Source organism: Leclercia sp. UBA7405, assembly GCF_037152215.1.
GTDB lineage: Bacteria > Pseudomonadota > Gammaproteobacteria > Enterobacterales > Enterobacteriaceae > Enterobacter > Enterobacter pneumoniae.
On sequence record NZ_JBBCMR010000003.1, the window covers coordinates 115,725 to 130,409 of the forward strand.

Annotated in this window: 13 protein-coding genes; 8 read left to right on the forward strand and 5 right to left on the reverse strand. The window is 54.2% G+C overall.

Annotation, left to right across the window (positions count from 1 at the left end; all coding sequences use genetic code 11):
• Window positions 1-8 precede the first annotated feature (8 nt).
• Both WFN75_RS15790 and WFN75_RS15795 read right to left on the reverse strand, forming a co-directional pair.
• On the reverse strand, window positions 9-1,436 hold the full coding sequence (locus tag WFN75_RS15790; RefSeq protein WP_212476441.1) for a glycoside hydrolase family 1 protein: 1,428 nt from the start codon (window positions 1,434-1,436) through the stop codon (window positions 9-11).
• A gap of 7 nt (window positions 1,437-1,443) precedes the next feature.
• Window positions 1,444-2,781 carry a PTS sugar transporter subunit IIC gene (locus tag WFN75_RS15795; protein WP_040074187.1) on the reverse strand — a complete coding sequence of 446 codons (1,338 nt, stop codon included), beginning with the start codon at window positions 2,779-2,781 and terminating at the stop codon, window positions 1,444-1,446.
• A 290-nt stretch (window positions 2,782-3,071) separates the two neighbouring features.
• On the opposite strand from WFN75_RS15795, the gene WFN75_RS15800 reads away from it, so the two are divergent.
• The gene (locus WFN75_RS15800) at window positions 3,072-4,109 is read left to right on the forward strand and encodes a LacI family DNA-binding transcriptional regulator (protein WP_040074186.1); all 1,038 of its coding nucleotides are present in this window, start codon (window positions 3,072-3,074) and stop codon (window positions 4,107-4,109) included.
• On the opposite strand, the gene lysA is transcribed toward WFN75_RS15800, so the two are convergent.
• Window positions 4,079-5,341: a diaminopimelate decarboxylase gene (gene lysA / locus WFN75_RS15805; RefSeq protein WP_336996467.1), complete on the reverse strand. Its 1,263-nt coding sequence runs from the start codon at window positions 5,339-5,341 to the stop codon at window positions 4,079-4,081. The genes WFN75_RS15800 and lysA overlap by 31 nt on opposite strands.
• A gap of 120 nt (window positions 5,342-5,461) precedes the next feature.
• Between lysA and WFN75_RS15810 the strand changes: the two genes are divergently transcribed.
• Window positions 5,462-6,379: a LysR family transcriptional regulator gene (locus WFN75_RS15810; protein ID WP_207293871.1), complete on the forward strand. Its 918-nt coding sequence runs from the start codon at window positions 5,462-5,464 to the stop codon at window positions 6,377-6,379.
• Here the strand turns inward: WFN75_RS15810 and WFN75_RS15815 are convergent.
• Complete coding sequence (locus WFN75_RS15815; protein ID WP_336996468.1) at window positions 6,366-7,058, reverse strand: aspartate/glutamate racemase; 693 nt, start codon at window positions 7,056-7,058, stop codon at window positions 6,366-6,368. The genes WFN75_RS15810 and WFN75_RS15815 overlap by 14 nt on opposite strands.
• Window positions 7,059-7,195: 137 nt before the next feature.
• Between WFN75_RS15815 and WFN75_RS15820 the strand changes: the two genes are divergently transcribed.
• Window positions 7,196-7,519: a cupin domain-containing protein gene (locus WFN75_RS15820; RefSeq protein ID WP_040074182.1), complete on the forward strand. Its 324-nt coding sequence runs from the start codon at window positions 7,196-7,198 to the stop codon at window positions 7,517-7,519.
• Between the two features lie 39 nt (window positions 7,520-7,558).
• On the opposite strand, the gene wzz(fepE) is transcribed toward WFN75_RS15820, so the two are convergent.
• A complete protein-coding gene (gene wzz(fepE) / locus WFN75_RS15825) occupies window positions 7,559-8,683 on the reverse strand; it encodes an LPS O-antigen length regulator Wzz(fepE) (RefSeq protein WP_212476452.1) in 1,125 nt (374 codons plus the stop codon).
• A gap of 547 nt (window positions 8,684-9,230) precedes the next feature.
• On the opposite strand from wzz(fepE), the gene WFN75_RS15830 reads away from it, so the two are divergent.
• The 5 genes from WFN75_RS15830 (at window position 9,231) to WFN75_RS15850 (ending at window position 14,649) form a co-directional block, all read left to right on the forward strand.
• On the forward strand, window positions 9,231-10,121 hold the full coding sequence (locus WFN75_RS15830; protein ID WP_040074179.1) for a carbohydrate ABC transporter permease: 891 nt from the start codon (window positions 9,231-9,233) through the stop codon (window positions 10,119-10,121).
• Entirely contained in the window at window positions 10,114-11,016 is a 903-nt protein-coding gene (locus WFN75_RS15835) for a carbohydrate ABC transporter permease (protein ID WP_040074178.1), read from the forward strand. Before WFN75_RS15830 ends, WFN75_RS15835 begins: the two co-directional genes overlap by 8 nt.
• A 12-nt stretch (window positions 11,017-11,028) precedes the next feature.
• Entirely contained in the window at window positions 11,029-12,156 is a 1,128-nt protein-coding gene (locus WFN75_RS15840; RefSeq protein WP_040074177.1) for an ABC transporter ATP-binding protein, read from the forward strand.
• 14 nt (window positions 12,157-12,170) lie between these two features.
• Window positions 12,171-13,457, forward strand: coding sequence for an ABC transporter substrate-binding protein (locus WFN75_RS15845; protein ID WP_207292350.1), 1,287 nt, complete (start codon window positions 12,171-12,173; stop codon window positions 13,455-13,457).
• Between the two features lie 64 nt (window positions 13,458-13,521).
• Complete coding sequence (locus WFN75_RS15850; RefSeq protein WP_336996469.1) at window positions 13,522-14,649, forward strand: oligogalacturonate lyase family protein; 1,128 nt, start codon at window positions 13,522-13,524, stop codon at window positions 14,647-14,649.
• Window positions 14,650-14,685 lie beyond the last annotated feature (36 nt).

The following is a 14,685-nucleotide window of genomic DNA, read 5'->3' on the forward strand; positions in this document are numbered from 1 at the left end:
CTCTTCGCCTACTTCCATTCTTCGTCGAGAGTGAGCGCCAGCACACGCTCATCACGCAGCTGGCGGAACCAACTCGCCGACTTCTTGGGCCGCCGGGCGCGCTGATTATCGAGATCGATCTCAATCAGGCCGTAGCGATTTTTAAAGGCATTCATTGGCGAGACATTATCGGTAAACGCCCACAGCATGTAGCCGTGACAGTTCGCCCCCTCTTCCCGCGCCAGTAGCGTGTAATAAAGATGTTCGCTGATGAACGTGATCCGGTAATCATCTTCTATGACTCCGTCACGGTTGCGGAACTGACTCTCGTTCTCGACCCCCATCCCGCTTTCGGCAACGAACCACGGGATGTTGCGATAGTCGTTTTTGATGCGCATTGCCATGTCATAAATAATGCGCGGATAAATCTCCCAGCCGCGGGATTTATTCATGCGCCGCCCCGGCAGCTCAAAAGGCTCGTAATAATAGGCCGGATGGAAAGGTGTCTCAGGATGCCAGGCCCTGGAGGGCGCCTTAACCCGGTGCGGGTAGTAAAGGTTGATGCCCAGCTCATCGACGGTGTTATCCGCAATTAGCGCCAGCTCCTGCTCATTGTATTCCCACTGCACATCGTGCTGTGCCAGTAGGGAGAACAGCGCCTGCGGGTAACGCCCGTGAACCAGCGGATCGAGAAAGACCCGGTTGTAGAAGAGATCGTAAATTTCTGCCGCCCGCACGTCATGCGCTGCGCGTGAGCGCGGATAGGTCACCTCCGGGTTGAGTATGCAGCCCACGCTTCCGCTGTAGCCTTTTTCGCGAAACAGTTTTACCACCTTTGCTGTCGCCAGCACTTTGTGATGGTTCCACTGCATCCAGGTGCCGGTGTTCTGCTCGTAGGGCCAGCGCAGCGCATCCAGATAGACGCGGGTCTGTACAACGATCGGCTCGTTAAAGGTGAACCAACGCTTCACGACCTTGTGATAACGGGCGAAGACCTGCTCTGCATAACGGGTGAAGAGCTCCACCACATGCTTCGATCCCCAGCCGCCGTAGGTCTCCAGCAGGGTGCCAGGCAGTTCGTAATGTTCAAGGCAGATCATCGGCTCAATGCCCTGGCGATGCATCTCGGCGAACAGTTCATCGTACCAGGCGGCGTAGGTCTCATCGACCACGGCGTTTTCATAGTCGATTAAAAAGCGCGACCAGTTGATGGACGTGCGGTAATGGGTCAGTCCCGCCTGTTTCATCAGCGCCACGTCTTCCCTGAAGCGGTTGATGAAGTCGGTGGCCACCGCCGGGCCATAGCCGTTATGCCAGACGTGGCGATCATTTTTGTACCACAGGTCAATCCAGGAGTCTTGTCCCTCTCGCTTGCCGCTCCAGCCTTCAGTCTGCCAGGCGGAGGCCGCCGCCCCCAGGATAAAATCCTGAGGGATGCTAATGCGTTTTATGCTCATGAAATCCTCATGCGTTATGGGTCGCCTGCTGGTTCTGGGCCTGCTGCGCGGCAATCTCTGCGCGGCGGGAGGCGATTTTCACAAAGGGCAGATAGATAAGTATCGCGGTCACAATGCAGATCAGCTGGGTGATCACCGCCCCCATCGAGCCCGCCGTTGAGAGCCAGGCGTTAATCAGCGGCGGCGTCGTCCAGGGCACCATCACCACGGCTTTACCGGCAAAACCGGTTACGGTGGCGAAATAGCCGATAGAGCCCGTCACCAATGGGGTGATGATGAACGGGATCGCCAGAATCGGGTTAAGCATGATTGGCATACCGAAGATCACCGGTTCGTTGATATTGAAAATGCCGGGGCCAATCGAGAGCTTGGCGATCTCTTTCATCTCTTTACGTTTGGTGGCGATCATCACCGCGATCAGCAGCCCGATCGTCAGGCCGGAGCCGCCGATGCTCATATAGACATCCCAGAACGGCATGGTAATGATATTGGGTACCTCTTTGCCCTGTTCAAACGCGCTCATGTTAACCGTGATAGCCCCCAGCAGAAGCGGCTCGCGGATCGGTTTAATCATCTGGTTGCCATGAATGCCGATCACCCAGAACAGCTGGGCCACAAACATCAGCAGCAGAATGCCCGGCAGGCTTTGCACCACGCGTTCAAGCGGCTGTTGCACCACCTGATAAACCGCATCGTACAGATACATACCGGTTAACTGATGGAAGACAAAGCCGAAGGTGGCAATAGCGGTGGTGGTGATGATCGCCGGGATCAGCGCAGAAAAAGAGGCAGAAACGTTAGGCGGTACGGTGTCGGGCATTTTGATCTTCAGCCCGGGGCGGGTCTCCAGCCAGCAATAGATCTCTACCGACAGAATCGCGATAAACATACCGAGGAACAGGCTGCGGGTGTCAGAGAATTGGCGCAGCAGCACATCTTTTACCACGTGCATTTCACCGTCCACCAGCATCTCTACCGTCGTTGGCGTAACGCAAATAAAGCAGATGACCGCCAGCAGCCCTGGAAAGAGCGATTTAATGCCGTTGATCCGCCCCAGTTCGACACCGATCAGGAACACAGCGCCGATATTCAGGAAGTTAAGGGTGGCGTAGTTAAGCGCACTGGTGATGGGCTTTAGCGCCGCCAGGAACGAGAGCGACTGAAAGCTGGCCAGGCCGTTTTTCGGATCCAGCACCATATTGGAGATCAGCACCGAAAACGCCCCAACGATGATGACCGGCATTAAGGTGATGAAAGCGGATTTTATCGCCATGATGTAGCGATAACTGTTGAACTTGGTGGCGAAACTGCCCAGAGAATCGATCAGTTTTTCCTGTAAGGCCATAGGGGTAATACCTCAGTAAAAGGGCTTTTATTGAATAAGGTGTACAGCCGGATACTATTGGCATACCAAAAATAGCTTTCAGCGTCATATTGTTCTGTGACTTGGCTCGCAACGCGGTAAGAGGTATCCCAGATTGTGATTTAGATACACTTTGGTATACCACTTATCGCCCGCGATGCCGCGGGTGGCAAAAAGCGTGATCATGATGGGGGTTTTGCCCTACCCGCCCGGCTTAAGCGCCGGAACGTCTGTGATAAACTGCTTTTATAACGGGAATGCAGGAATAACGAATGGCAACAATGCTGGATGTCTCACTGCGTGCGGGCGTATCAAAAGCCACTGTATCGCGCGTGCTGAACGGCACAGGTCAGGTCAAAGAGAGTACGCGGCAGCAAGTGTTTAAAGCGATGGAAGAGCTGGGTTATCGCCCTAATTTTCTTGCCCGCTCGCTGGCTAACCGTACCAGCAACAGTATTGGCCTGGTGGTTTCCACCTTTGACGGATTCTATTTTGGCCGCCTGTTGCAACAAGCCTCGCGTCAGACAGAAACGCATGGCAAGCAGCTGATTGTTACCGATGGCCATGACACGCCCGAGCGGGAGCAGGAAGCCGTGCAGATGCTGGCGGATCGTCAGTGCGACGCCATCGTCCTCTATACCCGGTATATGAGCGAAAAAGCCATTATGGCGCTGATCAACAGCGTGAAGATGCCGCTTATTGTCATCAACCGTGACGTCAGCCAGGCGCGCGATCGCTGCGTCTTCTTCGAGCAACAAGATGCGGCGTATAAAGCCGTGGATTATCTGATTCGCCAGGGGCATCGGGAGATCGCCTGTATGACGGTACCGATCCATACGCCGACCGGGAAAGCGCGTCTGATGGGGTATCGTAAAGCGCTGGAAGAACACGGCATTGCGTGGGATGAGAGCCGGGTAAAATATGGCGACGCCGGGATGACGCGGGGCTATGAACTCTGCCGTGAACTGCTTACCGAAAACGTAAAGTTTACCGCCCTGTTTGCCTGTAACGACGATATGGCGCTGGGTTCATCAAAAGCGCTGCACCAGGCGGGGCTGCGTATCCCTCAGGATGTATCTCTGTTCGGCTTTGATGACGCCCCCTGCGCGAAATGGCTGGAGCCAGCCCTGTCGACCGTCTATCTGCCGATCGACAATATGATCACCACGGCTATCGATCAGGCGATCCGGCTGGCGAACGACCAGCCGATCGAGGCGATCCCGCCCTTTACCGGCACGCTCGTCATCCGGGACTCCGTCGCGCCAGGGCCGGAGTATGATCAGAAGAGTTCCAGCGCCAGCAATTCCTGAATCGTCTGACGGCGGCGGATCAGGCGTGCCGCGCCGTTATCAAACAGCACTTCCGGCAGTAGCGGGCGGCTGTTGTAGTTAGAAGACATCGACGCACCGTAGGCCCCCGTATCATGCAGTACCAGATAATCTCCCGGTACCACGGCAGGCAGCGAACGGGTTTCGACCTTGCCGCCTTCCAGCTGGGTAAAGACATCACCGGATTCACACAGCGGCCCGGCGACCACGGTTTCTACCTGCTCTGCCTGAGTTAAATCGCGCCCGTCGCCGGCCAGCGCGGTAATGTGGTGATAGCTGCCGTACATTGCCGGGCGCATCAGATCGTTGAATCCTGCGTCGATCAGTACGAAGTGGCGGCTACCCATTGTCTTAACGCTACGCACCTGTGCCACCAATACGCCGGACTCTGCCACCAGGAAACGCCCTGGTTCGATCTCCAGCTTTACCGGATGGCCGAGGTGTGCGGCAATTTTGTCACGCGCGGCGCTCCACAGACCGTAATAGTGATCGGTATCGATCGCCTCTTCCCCTTCACGATACGGAATAGAGAGGCCGCCGCCCGCGGAGATCGCTTCCAGATCCTGCCCGAATTCCATGACCTGACGCACCATGGCACCGCATACCTGCTCCAGATGGCCGTAATCGACGCCAGAACCAATGTGCATGTGAATGCCCACCAGCTTCAGGTTGTACTGTTGCAATACCTCCAGCGCCGCCGGCAGATCGCTATACCAGATGCCGTGTTTACTGTTCTCGCCGCCGGTATTCGTTTTCTGACTGTGGCCATGGCCAAAGCCGGGGTTAACGCGCAGCCAGACGCGATGGCCAGGCGAAACCTCGCCTAACTGGGCAAGCATATCTACCGAGCCCGCGTTAACCGGGATCTGCAGTTCATGCACGCGGGCCAGGGTTTCGCTGTCGATCAGATCGGCAGTAAACACAATGGCATCGCCATCGGCTTGCGGATCATAACCCGCCGCCAGGGCACGTTCGATCTCCCCCAGCGATACGGAGTCGACTTTGACACCCTGCTCGCGCATCAGGCGCAGGATATGGATGTTTGAGCACGCTTTCTGAGCGAAACGCACCACATCAAACTGATGCAGCGCGGCGATTTTTTCGCGAACGATCTGTGCGTCGTAAACCCAGACCGGGCAGCCAAACTCCGCAGGCAGGCGCAGCAGATTCTCGGCGTTGAGGGCGGTGTCTGTGTTGTGTAACGAGCGTGGCATGGTCTTCTCCGGTACAGGTTTTTTATGATTACGCCACAGTGCGAACCGAATAAAAAATATCGTTTTATCGTCAGTCTATGCAAAAATGATATGGATAACTTTTTGCCACAGGCCACCGTTATGCCCGCCGTTAACCTACGCCATATCGAAATCTTCCACGCCGTGATGACCGCCGGTAACCTGACCGAGGCCGCACGTCTGCTCCACACCTCGCAGCCCACGGTCAGCCGCGAGCTGGCGCGCTTTGAAAAGGTAATTGGGTTGACGCTCTTTGAGCGAAGCCGCGGGCGTCTGCATCCTACGGTGCAAGGGCTGCGGCTCTTTGAAGAGGTCCAGCGATCCTGGTACGGGCTGGACAGGATTGTCAGCGCCGCCGAAAGCCTGCGTGAATTCCGCCAGGGAGAGTTGTCGATCGCCTGTCTGCCGGTTTTTTCCCAGTCCTTTTTACCGACGCTGTTACAGCCCTTTCTGACGCGCTATCCCGACGTTAATCTCACTATCGTGCCGCAAGAATCCCCGTTGCTTGAGGAGTGGCTTTCCGCCCAGCGACACGATCTGGGGCTGACGGAAACCTTGCTCACCCCTGCCGGAACGGAACGTACTGAACTGCTGTCGCTGGATGAGGTGTGCGTGCTGCCCGCAGGGCATCCGCTCAGTCAGAAGAGCGTGCTCACCCCCGCCGATTTTCAGGGTGAGAACTACATTAGCTTGTCGCGCACCGACAGCTATCGCCAGCTGCTGGATTCGCTCTTTAGCGAGCATCAGGTTAAACGCCGGATGGTGGTGGAGACCCACAGCGCAGCATCGATTTGCGCCATGGTGCGCGCAGGGGTAGGAATTTCGGTAGTGAATCCGCTCACGGCGCTGGAGTATGCGGCGAGCGGAGTGGTTATCCGCCCATTTAGCCTCTCGGTGCCGTTCACGGTGAGTTTGATCCGCCCGCTGCATCGCCCGGCCTCCGCCCTGGTGGAGGCATTCAGTGGCTGGTTACAGCAGGGGGCAAAACAGTTTACGGCCGATCTTCTCAGGACAACATAAATTCCACCGCATCCGCCGCGTGGATCGCCGCCGTATCGAAGACCGGAATGGGGCTGTGCTCAGCAGGGACCAGCAGGCCAATCTCGGTGCAGCCGAAGATCACCCCTTCCGCCCCCTGCGCCGCCAGTTTCTCGATCACGCTAAGATAATAGTCGCGCGAGGCATCACTAAAGGTGCCGAGGCAGAGCTCTGCAAAGATGATCTCATTGATGCGCGCGCGGTCTGCTTCATCGGGGATCAGCGTTTCAATGGCAAACTGCGACGTCAGACGGCCCCGGTAAAAGTCCTGCTCCATGGTATAGCGGGTGCCCAGCAATGCCACGCGCGACATGCCGGATGTCGTAATCGCCCGCCCGGTCGCATCGGCAATATGCAGAAATGGCAGCGGGCATCGCGCTTCAATATGCGACGCAACTTTGTGCATGGTATTAGTACAGAGCAGAATAGCTTCGGCCCCCGCCTGCTGCAGGCCCAGCGCCGCGCTGGCCAGCATCTCTCCGGCTTTGTCCCAGTCGCCGCTTGATTGACAGGCTTCGATCTCATGAAAGTCCACGCTATGCAGCAGCAGAATCGCAGAGTGCAGACCACCCAGGCGCTGCTTTACGCCCTCATTGATTAAACGATAATAGGGAATGGTTGATTCCCAACTCATTCCGCCCAACAGACCGATCGTTTTCATTCTGCTCCCCTTTCTGGTTTTCCTCAGTGAAGCAAACTTGTGATCGAGTTTCCAGTTCCTTGGTTCAACGTTTTCTTTTTATACGGGCTGAGATAAGTTAATTGAAACAACGTTTCACTCTATATCAGGATACAACCATGTTTATTTTTCATAAAGAGACCCGCCTGGACGATTTGGGCAACGGCGTGACGCGCCGCATTCTGGCTCACGACGGCAAAATGATGGCAGTAGAGGTGAATTTTGAGGAGGGGGCAATTGGCCCGATGCACAACCATCCGCACGAGCAGCTGACCTATGTGCTGTCTGGCGAGTTTGAGTTCACTATCGGTGATGAAAAACATATCGTGACCGCTGGCGATACGCTCTATAAAGAACCGCATGTGATGCACGGCTGCGTCTGTCTTAAGCCCGGTACGCTGCTGGATACCTTCACGCCGGTGCGCGAAGACTTCCTGAAGTAAATAAGAGGGCGCGATTAAGCGCCCTTTTCTTTCCTGCCTTTAGGCCGCTACCGCCTCGGGCAGTGGAATACGGGAACTTAATGCCTGGTTCAACAGTACGCTACCGCAAGCGAATAGCCCACCCAGTAATCCCGCCAGCAGTACAATGAGCGCTTTACCTGGGCCGTCTTTATTCACCGGCATAGAAGGGGAAAGCTGATATTTAAACGGCTCTACGTTCACATCTTCAATAGAAAGGTTTTCCAGCTGTTGCAGATAGTATTGACGGTTCTGGAAGTCCGCATTGAGTTCAGCCACGTCCTTGATATTTTTTTCAATCTGCAGTTTCTGCGCGATACCGTCAGCGCCTAACGCCACTGAGTAGTCAGGATCATCCTTCACGGCTTGCCCGTTACTGTAGACCGGCTTTTTGATGCCCGCCGCGTTAGCGACCTCCAGCGAGTAATGCAGGCGCTGAAGATTGGTGTTGTGAACATTGGTCAGGCGCACCCTATCAAGCTGCAGCTGCTCTTTTACCACTTTGGTTTTCAGCGCGATCTGGTTGCGTATGTTCTGCATTGTCTCCTGCTCGACGATGCGAGAAACGTAGTTGATATAGCCTTCCAGCACGGTCTGTGCATCGGCTGCTGTTGGCGCGGTAAAGCTCAACGTCCACGAAATATAGGGCGCTTTATCCGCATCTTTTGCGGAGGTGTTATCGGCTGCTTTCATTCTGTCAGCGATGCTGACCACCGCGCGATGCAGCGTCAGGGGATCCACCTCTGAGCCTTTCAACTGTTCCATCACAAAGGGTGAACTCGCCATGTACTCTTCGAGAAGGGACTGCGACTGGAATTTTTTAATGAACATTTTGAACACTTCCGGTCGGTCCACCTTAACGTCAACATCAAGGACTTGTAACGCAACCATCATCTGGCGCAGCGGGTTCCACTGTGTCTGTTCTGCCGGGGTGATAATGGCTTTACTGGTCCATTTCTGCGGGAGTAAAAACGCGATTGCCAGGCCGGCCAACGCAAACGCGAAGGTAATTGCCACGATGCGCTTTTTGGCTGCAAAAAGGGTCTGTAACAACTCCAGAAGGTCTATTTCTCGGGTATTGACTGCCGGGGAGGCATAACGAGGGAAATCGAGGTCCGTGTGTTTGTTGGTATCCATAGATGACATAACCGTTTTTCTTTTAAAGGTGCAGTGCATTTCTGCCTGGCAAATTACGGGGATCCCGATGATACAAGAACCTAAGAATAATCTGAACGCCTGAATGGTATATCTGTCGCTGGGCTATCAAATTTAGTAGCCCATCCAACAAAAGGATTGCTGCTATAAAATCTCTCCGTTATGCCCCACCCTCCTCTTCCTTTTGGCGAGTGCAATTTTTTGAAATGACGCAAAAATGCCAGCCCCATCACCTTATTGAAACAGCGTTTCGACATCGATCACATTTCCATCATTAACCGAATGACGCGGAAATAAATAGCAATAAAATAAAATAAAACGATGTTTTAGTATTCAAGAAAGACAGTTCGTAAGTTTTGAAAACCAGACACTTCAGTGCGAGGTGCATTTTGAAAATACCCTATTAATCAGCACGTAATGGGTGACTAACCTTCGCATCGCCCTAAAAATTTCCCCTCATGCTAAGGAACACAGGCGTGAGCAGTCTTTACAAATGCAGATTCCGTTTTTTAAACCATTGATCGCCAGGTAGGTATGTATGAATGAAAACAAGCTGCTGGGGTTAGCATGGATATCGCCCTACATAATTGGGTTGATACTCTTTACTGCTTTCCCATTTGTTTCATCTTTCTTCCTCAGTTTTACTGATTACGATTTGATGAGCCCGCCGGTATTTAACGGCATTGAGAACTATCGCTACATGTTTACCGAAGACACCCTCTTCTGGAAATCCATGGGCGTGACCTTCGCGTATGTATTTTTAACCATCCCGTTAAAGCTGGCCTTTGCCCTTGGCATCGCTTTTGTCCTGAACTTTAAATTACGCGGCATTGGATTCTTCCGAACCGCTTACTATATTCCGTCGATCCTGGGCAGCTCCGTCGCGATTGCCGTTCTGTGGCGCGCCCTGTTTGCCATCGATGGGCTGTTAAATAGCTTTATCGGCGTATTTGGCCTCGATCCGGTCAACTGGCTTGGTGAGCCTTCGCTGGCGCTGATGTCCGTCACCCTGCTGCGCGTATGGCAATTCGGCTCCGCGATGGTCATCTTCCTTGCCGCCCTGCAGAACGTGCCGCAATCCCAGTACGAAGCGGCAATGATCGACGGCGCATCTAAGTGGCAGATGTTCATGAAAGTGACCGTGCCGCTGATTACCCCGGTGATCTTCTTTAACTTCATTATGCAGACGACCCAGGCGTTCCAGGAATTTACCGGGCCGTATGTCATCACCGGCGGTGGGCCGACTTACTCGACCTATCTGTTCTCGCTCTACATCTACGACACCGCATTCAAATACTTTGACATGGGTTATGGTGCCGCGCTGGCCTGGGTCCTGTTCCTGGTCGTTGCTGTCTTCGCCGCTATCGCCTTTAAGTCTTCGAAATACTGGGTGTTCTACTCCGCCGATAAGGGAGGCAAAAATGGCTGATATTCAACAACTCTCCACGGCGAGAAGCATCGCAGAACGCGAAGTGGCCCGTACGCTGCGTCGTGAAAAAATTAGCGCCAGCATTCGCTATGTGATCCTGCTGTTTGTTGGCCTGCTGATGCTCTACCCACTGGTGTGGATGTTCTCGGCGTCGTTCAAACCGAACCACGAGATCTTTACCACCCTGAGCCTGTGGCCTGCCCATGCCACCTGGGATGGTTTTGTGAATGGCTGGAAAACCGGCACCGAGTACAACTTCGGTCATTACATGCTGAACACCTTTAAGTATGTCATTCCAAAAGTGATCCTGACCATTATCTCCTCCACCATCGTGGCGTACGGCTTTGCCCGCTTCGAGATCCCCTGGAAGAAGTTCTGGTTCGCGACGCTGATCACCACCATGTTGCTGCCAAGCACCGTGCTGCTGATCCCGCAGTACCTGATGTTCCGTGAAATGGGCATGCTGAACAGCTATATGCCGCTGTACCTGCCGCTGGCCTTCGCCACGCAAGGGTTCTTCGTCTTCATGCTGATCCAGTTCCTGCGCGGCGTGCCGCGCGACATGGAAGAGGCGGCGCAGATTGACGGCTGTAACTCTATTCAGGTGCTGTGGTACGTGGTGGTACCTATCCTGAAGCCGGCCATCATCTCCGTGGCACTGTTCCAGTTCATGTGGTCCATGAACGACTTTATCGGGCCGCTGATCTATGTCTACAGCGTGGATAAATACCCGATTGCACTGGCTCTGAAAATGTCCATCGACGTCACCGAAGGGGCGCCGTGGAACGAAATTCTGGCAATGGCGAGCATCTCCATTCTGCCATCCATCATTGTCTTCTTCCTGGCACAGCGCTACTTCGTACAGGGCGTAACCAGCAGCGGAATTAAAGGTTAAGAGGGAAATATCATGGCTGAAGTTATCTTCAACAAACTGGAAAAGGTTTACTCCAACGGCTTCAAAGCGGTACATGCTATCGACCTGAAAATCGCTGAAGGTGAGTTCATGGTGATCGTCGGCCCTTCCGGCTGCGCGAAGTCCACCACCCTGCGTATGCTGGCCGGTCTGGAGACCATTAGCGGCGGCGAAGTACGCATCGGCGACAAGATCGTCAATAACCTGGCGCCAAAAGAGCGCGGGATTGCGATGGTGTTCCAGAACTACGCCCTTTACCCGCATATGACCGTGCGCGAAAACCTGGCCTTTGGCCTGAAGCTGAGCAAACTGCCGAAAACGCAAATTGAGGCGCAGGTGAATGAAGCGGCCAAAATCCTTGAACTGGAAGAGTTGCTGGATCGCCTGCCGCGCCAGCTCTCCGGGGGCCAGGCCCAGCGTGTGGCGGTAGGCCGTGCGATTGTGAAAAAGCCGGACGTGTTCCTGTTTGACGAACCGCTCTCCAACCTGGATGCCAAACTGCGTGCCTCAATGCGTATTCGTATTTCGGATCTGCACAAGCAGCTGAAGGCCTCCGGCAAACCGGCGACCACCGTCTACGTAACGCACGATCAGACCGAAGCGATGACCATGGGCGACCGCATCTGCGTGATGAAACTGGGTCATATCATGCAGGTAGATACCCCGGACAACCTCTACCACAAGCCGAAAAACATGTTCGTGGCCGGTTTTATCGGCTCGCCGGAGATGAACATCCGCGCCAGCAAACTGGTGCACCAGGACGGCCAGCTCGCCCTGACCATCGGCGACCAGACCATGCCGCTAAGCGCTGAACTGAAAGAGAAAGTCGAGAGCCACGTTGGCCAGGACATTTTCTACGGGATTCGCCCGGACTTTGTCTCGCTCTCTGACGAGCCCTTCCTTCAGGGCGGCTGCGGCGGCGAGATGGTTCGCGCCGAAAACATGGGGCACGAATTCTTTGTTTACCTGAAAGTCGCCGACTATGAACTGACAGCCCGCATTCCTTCCGACGAAGCTAAGCCCATGATTGAAAAGGGGCTTCATCGTAAGGTGTATTTTAAGTTCGACATGAATAAGTGTCATATCTTTGACGCGAAATCTGAACAGAACATCTCTCTCTGACTGGAGTTATAAAAATGAAAAAAGTGCTTTTAAGCGCAGCAATCTCCGCTACCCTGGGTCTGACTGCTTTGCCATCGATGGCGCAGGATGTTGATTTACGTATGTCCTGGTGGGGCGGTAATGGCCGCCATCAGGTGACGCTGAAGGCGATTGAAGAGTTCCACAAACAGAATCCGGACATCAACGTTAAAGCCGAATACACGGGGTGGGACGGACACCTCTCCCGTCTGACGACGCAAATCGCAGGCGGCACCGAGCCGGACGTGATGCAGACCAACTGGAACTGGCTGCCGATTTTCTCTAAGACCGGTGAGGGCTTCTACGATCTGAACAAAATGAAAGATGTGATCGATCTGGCGCAGTTCGATCCTAAAGAGCTACAGTCCACCACTGTAAACGGCAAGCTGAATGGGATCCCTATCTCCGTGACCGCGCGCGTCTTCTATTTCAACGATGAAACCTGGAAAAAAGCCGGTGTCACCTACCCAAAAACCTGGGATGAGCTGATGGCGGCGGGTAAAACCTTCGAAAGCAAACTGGGCAAACAGTATTACCCGGTTGTACTGGAGCACCAGGACACCCTGGCGCTGCTGAACTCATATATGACTCAGAAGTACAACATCCCGGCGGTTGATGAAAAGGCGAAAAAATTCTCCTACAGCAAAGAGCAGTGGGTCGAATTTTTCCAGACCTACAAAAAGCTGGTTGATAGCCACGTGATGCCTGACACCAAATACTATGCCTCATTTGGTAAGAGCAACATGTATGAGATGAAGCCGTGGATCCAGGGTGAATGGGGCGGGACCTATATGTGGAACTCCACCATCACCAAGTATTCCGACAACCTGAAGCCACCGGCAAAACTGGAGCTGGGTAGCTACCCAATGCTGCCGGGCGCAACGGACGCGGGTCTGTTCTTTAAACCGGCACAGATGCTCTCCATCGGCAAATCGACGAAGAACCCGGAAGCGGCCGCTAAGTTGATTAACTTCCTACTCAACAGCAAAGAGGGTGTCCATACTCTGGGCCTGGAACGTGGCGTACCGCTGAGTAAAGCGGCAGTGCAGTACCTGACGGAAGACGGCACCATCAAAGAGAACGATCCTTCCGTAGCGGGTCTGCGCCTGGCGCAGTCACTGCCTGCCAAACTCTCTGTATCGCCATACTTTGACGATCCGCAGATCGTGGCGCAGTTCGGCACCTCCCTGCAATACCTCGACTACGGCCAGAAAACCGTGGAAGAGACTGCCGCTGACTTCCAGCGTCAGGCTGAACGTATTCTGAAGCGCGCCATGCGCTAACAAGGACTTACTTTGAATACCCTGACGCCTATGCGTTGGGGTATTTTTTTATGGAGAAAACACCATGAAAGGCAAAATCATCCCGCTGAATTTTCAGACGCGTCAGGACAGTGAGACCGGACACGAGGTCATACGGATGACGCCCCCGCATATTATTTGCCACCGTAATTACTTCTATCAAAAGTGCTTCACCCGCGATAGCAGCAAGCTGCTCTTTGGCGGCGCCTTTGAAGGGCACTGGAATTACTATCTGTTGGATATCCCCGGTCAGCAAGCCATGCAGCTCACCGAGGGGCCTGGAGATAACACATTTGGCGGCTTTTTATCGGCTGACGATAAATCGCTCTGGTATGTCAAAGAGACCCGCGAACTCCGGCGCGTCGACCTGGAGAGCCTTGAAGAGTACGTGGTGTACGAGGTCGATGACGACTGGGTCGCCTACGGCACTTGGGTGGCCAACAGCGACTGCACGAAGCTGGTCGGGATTGAAATTAAAAAGAGCGACTGGCAACCCCTCACCGACTGGAGCAAGTTTCGGGCATTTTACTTCACTCAGCCGGAGTGCCGCTTAATCAATATCGATTTACGCACCGGCGAAAGGACAGTGATTTTGCAGGAGAAGCGCTGGCTTGGGCATCCCATTTATCGTCCGTTTGACGACAATACCATCGCTTTTTGCCATGAGGGCCCGCGCGATGCTATCGATGCGCGTATGTGGCTGATCAACCCCGACGGTCGCAACCTGCGCAAAGTGCGCCAGCACGCCGCAGGAGAGAGTTTTACCCATGAATTCTGGGTGCCGGACGGCTCCGCTCTCTATTATGTGGCGCACAAAGAGCATGCAGCCCAGCGCTATCTGTGCAGTGCCGATCCTGCCACCTTAGAGAACCGCGAACTGATGGCCATTCCCCCCTGCTCTCATCTGATGAGCAACGACGATGGCTCGCTGATCGTCGGTGACGGCTCGCCGCACAACACGGGCGATATCAACCTGAACGATCCTTTTATCTGGGTATTCGATATTAAGAAGGGAACACAAAAAGCCATTTGCCAACATAACAGCAGCTGGAAAGTACTGGACGGCGACCGTCAGGTGACGCATCCCCACCCCTCGTTCTCGCCGGATAATAAGTGGGTGTTGTACACCTCAGATACGGAAGGAATGCCTGCGCTCTATCTGTGTGCGGTTTAACTTGCTTGCCCCTCTCTATGCAAAGAAGAGGGGCAA

Coding starts and splice junctions, on each gene's coding strand:
- lysA (WP_336996467.1), bottom strand. CDS start 5,341: ATGCCACGCTCGTTACACAACACAGACACCGCCCTCAACGCCGAGAAT.
- WFN75_RS15835 (WP_040074178.1), top strand. CDS start 10,114: ATGGCTGATATTCAACAACTCTCCACGGCGAGAAGCATCGCAGAACGC.
- WFN75_RS15810 (WP_207293871.1), top strand. CDS start 5,462: ATGCCCGCCGTTAACCTACGCCATATCGAAATCTTCCACGCCGTGATG.
- WFN75_RS15790 (WP_212476441.1), bottom strand. CDS start 1,436: ATGAGCATAAAACGCATTAGCATCCCTCAGGATTTTATCCTGGGGGCG.
- WFN75_RS15845 (WP_207292350.1), top strand. CDS start 12,171: ATGAAAAAAGTGCTTTTAAGCGCAGCAATCTCCGCTACCCTGGGTCTG.
- WFN75_RS15850 (WP_336996469.1), top strand. CDS start 13,522: ATGAAAGGCAAAATCATCCCGCTGAATTTTCAGACGCGTCAGGACAGT.
- WFN75_RS15840 (WP_040074177.1), top strand. CDS start 11,029: ATGGCTGAAGTTATCTTCAACAAACTGGAAAAGGTTTACTCCAACGGC.
- WFN75_RS15830 (WP_040074179.1), top strand. CDS start 9,231: ATGAATGAAAACAAGCTGCTGGGGTTAGCATGGATATCGCCCTACATA.
- WFN75_RS15800 (WP_040074186.1), top strand. CDS start 3,072: ATGGCAACAATGCTGGATGTCTCACTGCGTGCGGGCGTATCAAAAGCC.
- WFN75_RS15820 (WP_040074182.1), top strand. CDS start 7,196: ATGTTTATTTTTCATAAAGAGACCCGCCTGGACGATTTGGGCAACGGC.
- WFN75_RS15815 (WP_336996468.1), bottom strand. CDS start 7,058: ATGAAAACGATCGGTCTGTTGGGCGGAATGAGTTGGGAATCAACCATT.
- WFN75_RS15795 (WP_040074187.1), bottom strand. CDS start 2,781: ATGGCCTTACAGGAAAAACTGATCGATTCTCTGGGCAGTTTCGCCACC.